We start from the raw sequence: 9,474 nt of genomic DNA, 5'->3' as shown, positions 1-9,474 counted from the left end.
TTAGGGACTTCGCGACGACGTGGCATTTTTCACCTCAATTTGCTTCAGTTGGCACCTTCACAGGCACCGCGAGAACCATTCTTGGCTCTCACTTACTCGACCCGCCACAACCATTTGTGGGTGGGGCCACTACGTTCAAGACAACCTGCCAGGGCTGACAGAACACCGATCTTTCGCAAGCTTGGAGCCCGATGCCCCAGCCCGCAGGCCGCATCAGGCCTTCTTGGGACGCTTGGCGCCGTACTTGGAACGCGACTGCTTGCGGTCTTTCACGCCTTGCAAGTCAAGCGAGCCACGCACAATGTGGTAACGCACACCCGGCAGATCCTTCACACGACCGCCGCGCACCAGCACCACGGAGTGTTCCTGCAGGTTGTGGCCTTCACCACCGATGTAGGAAATGACCTCGAAACCATTGGTCAGGCGCACCTTGGCGACTTTACGCAGGGCCGAGTTCGGCTTTTTCGGCGTCGTGGTGTACACCCGGGTGCACACGCCGCGACGCTGCGGAGAGTTTTGCATCGCGGGGCTTTTGGATTTGGTCTTTTCGACCTCGCGCCCCTGACGCACTAGTTGATTGATGGTTGGCATTTAAAAAACGTCCCTAAACGTTTGAAGAACAAAAACTCCTCGACCGGAGAGTCGAAAAGCCCTCCAGTATATCCCGCGGCAACGGGACGCGCAATCCCCGCCATGAATTTGTCAGTGCCTGCTAACTTTTAAAGACTTTGATCGAATCAGTCACTTCGGCCTGACAAAGCCTCATCGTGACCGGGCGATTTGCCACTCGTCAATGCACTGCTTCACCGAATCCAAAGCCGAACGGCGTCCCAGGCACGGCCCAATACACCCGCCTGCTCTACCGCCTCCAGCGCCACCAGATTCAGGTTGGCCAGCGGCTGATCGGCCAGCGTCACTTTGAGAACGGCCACGTCCTGCCCTTTGGCAAACGGAGCCACCAAGGGATCTGCCCGGACGATCTGGGTCTTGATCTTGGCCGCGCCGCCCGATGGGACGGCCACGACAATGGCGTCTGGTCGGCCAATTTTCAGTATCGCGCTCTTGCCTTTCCAGACACTGGGACTGACCACCGGTTGGTTGGCGTCGAACAACTTGACGGCGTCAAACGCCGTGTAGCCCCAGTTGAGCAGCTTTTGAGACTCATTGGCACGTGCGTTTTCGCTGGCAGCGCCCAGCACGATGGACAACAGCCGGCGATTTCCCACATTGGGAACATCGCGCTTGGCTGTGGCGATCAGGCAGTAGCCGGCGGCGTCGGTATGCCCGGTCTTGAGCCCATCGACGGAGGGGTCGCGAAACAGCAACAGGTTTCGGTTGCTGTCATTGGCTGCCGGTGTGCCTTCGTAACGGTATTTCTTGATGGCGTAGTAGCCAATGTAGTCGGGGAAATCCTGCATCAGCCGAGTCGCCAGGATGCTCAAATCGCGGGCCGTGGTGGTATGTCCCGACTCGGTCAGTCCTTCGGGATTCTTGTAGCCGGTGGATTTCATGCCCAGCAGTTTGGCCTGCTCGTTCATGAGTTGCACAAACCGCTCCACGGTTCCACCGACACCCTCGGCCAGGGCCACCGTGGCATCGTTGCCCGACTGGACGATCATCCCTTTGATCAAATCCTCCACGGGCACCTGCATCTTGGGGTCGATGAACATGCGTGATCCCGGCATCTTCCAGGCCCGCTCGCTGACGGGGAAAGTTTGCTTGAGGTTGATCTTCTTGCTGCGCAGCGCGTCAAAGACCAGGTAGGCCGTCATCAGCTTCGTGAGGGAGGCGGGCTCCACCGCCGAATCCACGTCTTTTTCAGCCAGCACTTGGTGCGCCGTGACGTCCAAAAGCAGATAGGCACGGGCGGCGATTTCCGGCGGTTGCACAGGCTGGGCCCAGAGCAAGAACGGGAAGCAAAGAAGCACAACGATCAAACGTTTCATCAAAAGAACTCAAAAAGGGGAAAGGGAAGCGCTCAACCTGCATGCAGGTGTCTGACGACGAGGCGCTTGAGCAAGGGCAATTGTCCGTGAAAGAAATGACCGCCCCCAGGCACGACCACCACCGGCAGCAGTTGGGGCCGGGCCCAGTCCAGCACGGCAGCCAAGGCGACGGTGTCATCGTGCTCGCCATGAATCACCAGGGTCTTGTCATGCAGGGCATCAGGAACGGCCGCCACATCAAAACGAGACGCAGCTGTCCCCACGAGCACCACATTGGCCAACTCCCGCTCCGTTTGCAGCGTCGCGACGGCATGCGTCGTCACGAATGCACCAAAGGAAAAGCCTGCGAGCGCGAGCGGTCCCTGGGGCGCCAGCTCGCGGACCAGTGCCAGAAGATCCTGACACTCGCCGGTCCCGTTGTCATGCACACCCTGACTCTGACCCACCCCCCGGAAATTGAATCGCACCGCTTTCCAACCGCAGGTCAGGTAGGCGCGTGCCAGGGTCTGTACCACCTTGTTGTCCATGGTCCCGCCAAACAGCGGGTGAGGGTGCGAAATGAAGACCGTGCCCTTCGGCGCCTCTTCTGTGGCCAAAGGGGGATGGTCGCAGACCACCTCGATCTGCCCCGCCGGTCCCGACAAAAGCAAGCGCTGGGTTGCTGAGTTCACGGTGTTCAGCGCCCGACGTTCGGCGGCGTCATGAGCCGAAGAACAGGTTTTCCATTCTTGAGATGGGATTCAACGATTTCATCAATGTCGTGCAGGTCGACGTACGTGTACCAAACCGCCTCTGGATAGACCACCGCCACTGGGCCAGCCGCACATCGGTCCAGGCAACCGGCCTTGTTGACCCGAACCTTGCCGGGCCCGTTCAAGCCAGCAGCCTTGACCAAGGCCTTGCAGTGATCAAACCCAGCCTGTGCATGATGCTGGGCGCAACTGTCCTCTCCAGACGCACGCTGGTTGGTACAAAAGAAGATGTGGCGCTCGTAGTACGAAGGGCCCGGGGCGATCAACGTGTTGTCTGAAGTCATGTAGAGATTCTAGTTTTCCCTCGAATGCCCAGACAGCAGAACGACGACGTACAAAACGGCCGCAAACGGCCAGACCCAACCCAGCCATTGGGCCAGACCATGAAACCGGATGAATTGACCCTGTTCCCAGTTTTGCAAGGTTTGGCTGAAATAGGCACTGGCAGGGGCCTGGTTCAGAATGCTGAGGTGAATCGCCAAAGCCAGCAACAACAACGCCGCACAAACGCGCCGCGGAAGGAACATGAGCAGCGGCAAGACCATCAATGCTCCCAGCAAGCCGAACTGGACCGGCTGAGTCATCCAAGCCCAGGCATGAGCCGGACCGTAGCTCAGAGCCGCAGACAATGCGCTGGCCAGAACTCCAGTGACCACGGTCAGCAAGGCATAGACCCCGCGCTGCCAGTGTTCACGGATGATGCAGAAGCCGAGCAGGCATGGCACCAGCAGCCCCAATGAAACACATGCCAGCTCTGCAGCCGGCACGAGCGGTTGAAAGTCCATTTCCCGCATGGGAAGCCATTCGAGGAACGGTGTGTTCGACAGAGCCTCCGAAACAGCAGCTTCCACCCGCTCGAATACTTGGCCCAGCCCCAGGGGCACCGCAGCCGGAAACAACAAAGCAAAAGGCCACAGGGCGATCAGCACCAACGCGCCGCGCGCCTCGCGGATGAACCAGCGTGCCCGAAACCGGCTCCAGCGAACCAGCATGCCCCAGCGCTCCAGAGCAACGGCCACCCCCGCTCCGGTCAGCGCGCCAAAGCTGTTCAACGCAAAATCGACGTTGGATGGAACTCGTACCGGCAAGTAGGTCTGCAAGCATTCCATGCTGAAAGATAAAAATGCGGATAGCCCAACAGCCATGGCAGCAGCACTGCCCGACCGTGCGCCCCGCCCATTGCGCAATGCGCCCAGGGCAATCAAAAAGCCCAGCGGGGCGTACCCCGCCAAATTGGACCAGACGTCAAACCAGGTCCAGTAGCGCGGCAGCGGCGCGGCCATGAAGGACCAGGGGGCAATGCCCTGGTCGCGCCAGTCAGAAAAGGGGTAAAGACTGGCGTAGAGCACCAGTCCGGTATAAATCAACGCAAGCGGCCAAGCAGAACTCTTGTGCACCTGCGGAAGGTCTCTAGAAGGGCTTCAACACAACCAGCAAGACTGCAGCCACCATGATCAGTGTCGGAATCTCGTTGAACCAGCGGAACCAGACATGGCTTCGGTGATTGCTGTGATTGGCAAAGGACTTCAGCTGAAACACGCAAGCCACGTGAAACACCACGGCCAGCAGCACCGCCAGCAGCTTGGCATGCATCCAGCCGTTGCCTTCGCCCAGACCAATGCCGTAACCCAGCCAGAGCCACAGGCCCAGACCCAGGGCCGGCAGCACCAGGATGTGCATGAAGCGCAACAGTTTGCCTGCCATGAGCATCAGGCGGGCCCGCTCCGAGACCGAATCAGGCGCGACCATGGCGAGATTGACGAAAATTCGTGGCAAATAGAACAGGCCGGCAAACCAACTGGCCACGAAAACAATGTGAAAGGCTTTGACCCAGAGCATCGACAGAGTGTAGCCGCAGCACCAAAAAAAAGGCCCGGTTACTTGACCGGGCCTGGAAGCCTTTTTGCTGTCACACATTAAGGCACCCGCTCAGGGAGGAAAAGCGGGGAGCGCGATAGCGCCCAAGCAGAATCTAGCAAACTGCAAGAAGGGTTTCAAGCGTTGAAACGACTTTTTGAAGTGACGAGCTTCATATTTTTGTCAGTTTCCTTCCGATTTGCCTTGATCTGTGGATAACCTCAAAAATCCAGCGTCCACCACCCCTTTTCATCGGGCACAATTTCAACATGACTTTGCACGCACCCTACCCCCTGGGTCGGCCCCGCCGACTGCGCCGAGACGAATTCACTCGAAACCTGGTCCGTGAAAATCAGGTCACGGCCCACGATCTCATTTATCCGGTCTTTGTGCTCGATGGGCAGAAACGGCGCGAAGGCATTGCGTCCATGCCGGGCGTCGAGCGCCTGAGTCTCGATTTGCTATTGCCGGTGGCCGAGCAATGCGTGTCACTGGGGATTCCGGTGATGGCCCTTTTTCCGGTCATCGATCCAAGCCTGAAAACGCCCGACGGCCGCGAAGCTTGCAACCCCGAAGGTTTGGTTCCGCGCGTCGTCGCTGCCTTGAAAAGTCATTTTCCTGATTTGGGTGTCATGACCGACGTGGCACTGGACCCGTTCACCTCGCATGGACAGGATGGTTTGCTCGATGACAGTGGTTACATCATCAACGACAGCACAGTCGAAGTTTTGGTGCAGCAGGCACTGACCCAGGCAGCGGCTGGCGTGGATATCGTGGCACCGAGTGACATGATGGACGGGCGCATTGGTGCCATCCGGAAGGCACTGGAAGACCAGGGTCACATTCACACCCGCATCATGGCCTACAGCGCCAAGTACGCCAGCGCCTTTTACGGACCATTCCGCGATGCGGTGGGATCTGCGTCCAACTTGGGCAAGAGCAACAAGAAGGTCTACCAGATGGATCCGGGCAACACCGACGAGGCCTTGCGCGAAGTCGCAATGGACATTGCCGAGGGCGCAGATATGGTCATGGTCAAGCCTGGGATGCCGTACCTGGACGTGGTTCGCCGCGTCAAGGACGAGTTTCATGTTCCCACCTTCGCCTATCAGGTCAGTGGCGAATACGCCATGCTCAAGGCTGCCTCACTGAATGGTTGGCTGGATCACGATCTGGTCATGATGGAAAGCCTGCTGGCCTTCAAGCGTGCCGGGGCCGATGGTGTTCTGACCTATTTCGCCATCGAAGCCGCCAAGAAGCTCAAGGGCTGACCCGATGCGGGTGTTTGCGATCAACGGCGGTGTCGAGGAATCTGACACCCTGCCGTTGCAGATACCAGCCAAAGGCTACATCTGGATTTCCTGCACCCGGGCAGAGTTCGAGGCTCAGCTGGGGCCGATTCAGACCACGCTGCAGAACCTGTGCCACGCCAGCCTGCTGGATCTGCACGTATCCGACCTGCTGAACCGGCAATTGCCTTCGCATTATGACTACACCTCGCTCTATGACATCGTGGTGTTCCGACGTCTTGCCGCCAGCCACAGCGAGCCCTTGTTGCCGGGCCCGGCCGCCAAGCGCAGCGGCCCACCCATCCTGCGCCGAATTGACACCAGTCCCGTGGGATTTGCCGTCTTCGACCAGGTGTTACTGAGCGTGCACCCCAGCGATTGCGCCGTACGTGACAGCTATGCCGCCAAACTGGTCTCTGCCGGTCATGCCGAATCCCCTGCAGGAGGCGTGCGTGCGCCCACCAGTCCTGCCGATCTGATGCTGCGCGTGGTCAACCAGATCGTGGACAGCTACCTCGAATTGCGCCGCGAACTGACTCGTCAGCTTGACCATTGGCAAGCCGAACTGCTCGACCCTGCGACGCGCTTCAACAACTGGACTTCATTGCTGGAGGCGCGTGTCTCGCTGCATCAGCTGGAAGACATCTGCGAAGACCAGCATTCCGCCATTCAGGACTGGATTGAAGCCGTCAAGACTTGGCCGCAAGCCGTTGAGCCCGCTGCACAGCGCGAGCGTGAGCTGTTGCAAGTGCGCAGCCGCGATGTGCTGGAGCACATCGAGCGCGTGGTGCACCATGTGCGTCGCTTGGAGCAGGGTGTGGAAACCGCGGTCCAGATGCATTTCAACGTCCAGGGGAATCGCACCAACGACATCATGCGAACGCTCACCGTGCTCACGGCCATCTTCCTGCCGCTGAACCTCATCGCCGGCATCTTCGGCATGAACTTTGAGTTCATTCCGCTGGTGCATCAGCAAAGCGGTTTCTGGTGGGCCATGGGTGCCATGGTCTTCATCGCGGCTCTACTGGCCTTGATTTTCTGGCGCAAGCGCTATTTGCGCCGCAATTCGCGCTGAAACCAGCTTCGGTGCAGCGCCGGACCCCAGCCGCTAAGGCTGAACACCAAACAACGCCGCCGCGTTGCCCCAGGCAATGCGCGTGGCCACATCGGGAGGCAATTCCCCCAGCCAACGCCGATATTCGTGCATGGTCTCGTCGTAATACTGCCAGCGCTGGTTGATCCAGGTGTCCGAGCCAATGACAAAGCGTCCCGGGTACTTGAGCAGCAGTTCCCGCCAGGCCGGACACAGCTTGCCCTCCTCGCAGGTCAGCCCGGGCCGGTAGGACAACTCGCCCATGAGCAGCGGGTAGCGGGCCATCAGCGCATCCACCCGCGCCACCGATGCCCCGCCAATGCCGGTGTGGGCCCAGATGAGCCGGGTCTTTTTTCCTGCCTCCGGCGTGTGCGCCATCAACAGATCGATGGCCACATCGTCCACATGGGCCAGCACCACCAGCGATCGCTGCGTTGCCAATTGCATCAGCTTGCGCGCCACCGGTCCGTTGGCATTGGCGCTGTCGTAGAGATGGAATTCACCGATGCCGCGGTACGGCCCGGACGGAGTGCCCTGGGCCAATTCAGCCAGCACCATGTCGTAGATGCTGTCGTCACGAAACCAGCTGCCGTAGTCATCGCGGTTGCGATACAGCCGCACAAACGGCACCACGGTGACACCGGCCGCCCGTACCTTGTCTCGTTCGCTGGCAAGCGTCTTGGTTCCGTCGTTAGGCCGGCTGTTGGCCACGATCGCACGCACTGTGTTGCGCTGCATGCGCGCCAGGACATCGCTCAGCGGATGCGCATTCTGGGCCTCGACGTTGTAGTGCAGATGGGCGTCAAACAGCGGACCGGAGTAATCGGCCGCCGCAACCGATCCCCAGAGGCAAACCATCACGGCGAGCCCTGTCCACCCGGCTCTGAAAGCGCGAAGTCCCAACATGGGCCTGGTCCCAGCCAGTTCAGCCGAGATGCTTGGCAAAGAACGCCAGCGTGCGTTCGCGAGCCAGCTGGGCAGCTGCTTCGTTGTAGGAGGCACGCTGATCGCAATTGAAACCGTGGTTGGCGTTGTAGACCTGCACCTCGACACCGGCCTGGGCCTGGCGGAAGGAGTCCACCGTGTCCATGGGAATCCAGTGGTCCTGGTCGCCAAAATGCGCCAGGACCGGGCAATGCGGGCTTCTCGCCGCTTCGGCGGGCGACGTCATGCCGCCGCCATAGTAGGGCGCCGCAGCGCTGACGCCCTTGAGCAGACAGGCACTGCGCCAGGTCAACAGCCCGCCCCAGCAATAGCCCACCACGCCCACCTTGCCGCTATCGGCCAGACGCTCGATGCAGGCCTGAATGTCTTGCAGCACGCCGGGCTCGGGCAGCGCTTCGACCGCCGTCTTGAGCGCAAAGCCGGCGCCCATGTCGTCCTGGGTGTAGCGCAGGTCGACACCGGACTGCACGCGATGAAAGGTGGCCGGCGCCAGCACGTGGTACCCCTGCTCGGCATACCCATCAGCCACCGCCTTGATGTGGGCGTTGACGCCAAAGATCTCCTGCAAAACCACCACGGCGCCCTTGACGGGCCCTGCAGGCCGGGCCTCCCAGGCCGGGAAGACAAAACCGTCGGCCGACTTGATGTCGATGAATGCACCCATGAAACAGCTCCTCGAAATTGGTGATGCGCCGCTTTCCATGGCGGCACGGTTCAATGCGCCGGCCATGTTACGCCGGAAGTCCTGGCGTTGCAGCGCGCTCGACCGGCGCGACAGCGTCTGCGACTTCTTGGTGATGTAATCGCTTGGCGGTCAATCGGCCGCGTTTGCCAGGAGTTGACGATGCAGAAGGTCTTGTTGGTCACCGGCGCGAGTCGGGGCATTGGAGCGGCGGTGGCGGTGCTGGGCGCCCGGTCGGGCTACGCGGTGGTGGTCAACTACGCTGCCAATCGCAGCGCGGCAGACGCGGTGGTTCGCAGCATTGAGCAGCAAGGCGGCACGGCTGTCGCATTCCAGGCCGATGTTGCCCAGGAAGATCAGGTGCTGGCCATGTTCGCGGGCATCGACCAGCGTTTTGGCCGCCTTGATGCGCTGGTCAACAATGCCGGCGTGGTGGATGTCGTGGCCCGGGTCGACGAAATGAGTGTGCAGCGGCTGCGCCGCATGTTCGACATCAATGTGCTGGGAACGTTCATCTGCGCCCGCGAAGCCATTCTGCGCATGAGCACCCGCCACGGCGGTCCGGGAGGCGCCATTGTCAACATCAGCAGCGCGGCAGCGCGCCTGGGCTCGCCCGGCCAGTATGTTGACTACGCATCAGCCAAGGGCGCCATTGATGCCTTCACCATGGGATTGGCCAAGGAGGTTGCGGCGGAAGGCATCCGCGTCAACGCGGTACGGCCGGGGCTGATCGAGACCGAGATCCACGCCTCGGGCGGACTGCCCGACCGGGTGCGCGACCTCGCACACCTGGTGCCCATGAAACGTGGCGGCTCGGCCGAGGAAGTGGCGCAAGCGGTGATCTGGCTGCTGTCCGACGCGGCCAGCTACACCACGATGTCACTCGTCGACGTATCGGGCGGCCGTTGAC

General features: G+C 60.6%; 12 protein-coding genes. 4 read left to right on the top strand and 8 right to left on the bottom strand.

The window, feature by feature from the left end; translation table 11 throughout:
* Positions 1–213: 213 nt before the first annotated feature.
* The 6 genes from rpsL to ACKWJN_RS11315 all read right to left on the bottom strand — a co-directional run bounded on the left by rpsL (position 214) and on the right by ACKWJN_RS11315 (position 4,537).
* The gene (gene rpsL / locus ACKWJN_RS11340; RefSeq protein ID WP_017759704.1) at positions 214–591 is read right to left on the bottom strand and encodes a 30S ribosomal protein S12; all 378 of its coding nucleotides are present in this window, start codon (positions 589–591) and stop codon (positions 214–216) included.
* Between the two features lie 212 nt (positions 592–803).
* A complete protein-coding gene (locus ACKWJN_RS11335) occupies positions 804–1,946 on the bottom strand; it encodes a D-alanyl-D-alanine carboxypeptidase family protein (RefSeq protein WP_408596967.1) in 1,143 nt (380 codons plus the stop codon).
* 32 nt (positions 1,947–1,978) lie between these two features.
* Entirely contained in the window at positions 1,979–2,617 is a 639-nt protein-coding gene (locus tag ACKWJN_RS11330; RefSeq protein WP_408596965.1) for an alpha/beta hydrolase, read from the bottom strand.
* A 5-nt stretch (positions 2,618–2,622) separates the two neighbouring features.
* Positions 2,623–2,982, bottom strand: coding sequence for a (2Fe-2S) ferredoxin domain-containing protein (locus ACKWJN_RS11325; RefSeq protein WP_408596964.1), 360 nt, complete (start codon positions 2,980–2,982; stop codon positions 2,623–2,625).
* Positions 2,983–2,991: 9 nt separating this feature from the next.
* The gene (locus ACKWJN_RS11320; protein WP_408596962.1) at positions 2,992–4,065 is read right to left on the bottom strand and encodes a VanZ family protein; all 1,074 of its coding nucleotides are present in this window, start codon (positions 4,063–4,065) and stop codon (positions 2,992–2,994) included.
* Between the two features lie 43 nt (positions 4,066–4,108).
* The gene (locus ACKWJN_RS11315; protein WP_408596978.1) at positions 4,109–4,537 is read right to left on the bottom strand and encodes a CopD family protein; all 429 of its coding nucleotides are present in this window, start codon (positions 4,535–4,537) and stop codon (positions 4,109–4,111) included.
* Between the two features lie 287 nt (positions 4,538–4,824).
* Between ACKWJN_RS11315 and hemB the strand changes: the two genes are divergently transcribed.
* Positions 4,825–5,826: a porphobilinogen synthase gene (gene hemB / locus ACKWJN_RS11310; protein WP_408596961.1), complete on the top strand. Its 1,002-nt coding sequence runs from the start codon at positions 4,825–4,827 to the stop codon at positions 5,824–5,826.
* A 4-nt stretch (positions 5,827–5,830) separates the two neighbouring features.
* Positions 5,831–6,919 carry a magnesium transporter CorA family protein gene (locus ACKWJN_RS11305; RefSeq protein WP_408596959.1) on the top strand — a complete coding sequence of 363 codons (1,089 nt, stop codon included), beginning with the start codon at positions 5,831–5,833 and terminating at the stop codon, positions 6,917–6,919.
* 33 nt (positions 6,920–6,952) lie between these two features.
* Here ACKWJN_RS11305 and ACKWJN_RS11300 read toward each other — a convergent pair whose 3' ends face one another.
* Together ACKWJN_RS11300 and ACKWJN_RS11295 are read right to left on the bottom strand one after the other, a co-directional pair.
* Complete coding sequence (locus ACKWJN_RS11300) at positions 6,953–7,795, bottom strand: amidohydrolase family protein (RefSeq protein WP_408596976.1); 843 nt, start codon at positions 7,793–7,795, stop codon at positions 6,953–6,955.
* 67 nt (positions 7,796–7,862) lie between these two features.
* Positions 7,863–8,546 (bottom strand): dienelactone hydrolase family protein, encoded by a 684-nt coding sequence (locus ACKWJN_RS11295; protein ID WP_408596958.1) that lies wholly within the window; start codon positions 8,544–8,546, stop codon positions 7,863–7,865.
* Here ACKWJN_RS11295 and ACKWJN_RS11290 point away from each other — a divergent pair.
* Both ACKWJN_RS11290 and ACKWJN_RS11285 read left to right on the top strand, forming a co-directional pair.
* Positions 8,545–8,685 (top strand): hypothetical protein, encoded by a 141-nt coding sequence (locus ACKWJN_RS11290; protein WP_408596956.1) that lies wholly within the window; start codon positions 8,545–8,547, stop codon positions 8,683–8,685. The genes ACKWJN_RS11295 and ACKWJN_RS11290 overlap by 2 nt on opposite strands.
* Positions 8,686–8,726: 41 nt before the next feature.
* Positions 8,727–9,473, top strand: a complete 747-nt coding sequence (locus ACKWJN_RS11285) for an SDR family oxidoreductase (protein WP_408596954.1) — start codon at positions 8,727–8,729, stop codon at positions 9,471–9,473.
* The last annotated feature ends 1 nt before the right edge of the window (position 9,474 follow it).

The sequence above is a fragment of the Limnohabitans sp. genome, assembly GCF_046052825.1.
In the GTDB taxonomy this organism is placed as follows: domain Bacteria; phylum Pseudomonadota; class Gammaproteobacteria; order Burkholderiales; family Burkholderiaceae_C; genus Limnohabitans.
Note: the sequence above shows the minus strand (reverse complement) of the source record. Positions and strands in the feature narration are given on the sequence as shown.

Bases quoted from the DNA above. Each gene is read 5' to 3' on its own strand.
- rpsL (WP_017759704.1), bottom strand. From the start codon at position 591: ATGCCAACCATCAATCAACTAGTGCGTCAGGGGCGCGAGGTCGAAAAG.
- ACKWJN_RS11335 (WP_408596967.1), bottom strand. From the start codon at position 1,946: ATGAAACGTTTGATCGTTGTGCTTCTTTGCTTCCCGTTCTTGCTCTGG.
- ACKWJN_RS11325 (WP_408596964.1), bottom strand. From the start codon at position 2,982: ATGACTTCAGACAACACGTTGATCGCCCCGGGCCCTTCGTACTACGAG.
- ACKWJN_RS11315 (WP_408596978.1), bottom strand. From the start codon at position 4,537: ATGCTCTGGGTCAAAGCCTTTCACATTGTTTTCGTGGCCAGTTGGTTT.
- hemB (WP_408596961.1), top strand. From the start codon at position 4,825: ATGACTTTGCACGCACCCTACCCCCTGGGTCGGCCCCGCCGACTGCGC.
- ACKWJN_RS11305 (WP_408596959.1), top strand. From the start codon at position 5,831: ATGCGGGTGTTTGCGATCAACGGCGGTGTCGAGGAATCTGACACCCTG.
- ACKWJN_RS11300 (WP_408596976.1), bottom strand. From the start codon at position 7,795: ATGGTTTGCCTCTGGGGATCGGTTGCGGCGGCCGATTACTCCGGTCCG.
- ACKWJN_RS11290 (WP_408596956.1), top strand. From the start codon at position 8,545: ATGAAACAGCTCCTCGAAATTGGTGATGCGCCGCTTTCCATGGCGGCA.
- ACKWJN_RS11295 (WP_408596958.1), bottom strand. From the start codon at position 8,546: ATGGGTGCATTCATCGACATCAAGTCGGCCGACGGTTTTGTCTTCCCG.
- ACKWJN_RS11285 (WP_408596954.1), top strand. From the start codon at position 8,727: ATGCAGAAGGTCTTGTTGGTCACCGGCGCGAGTCGGGGCATTGGAGCG.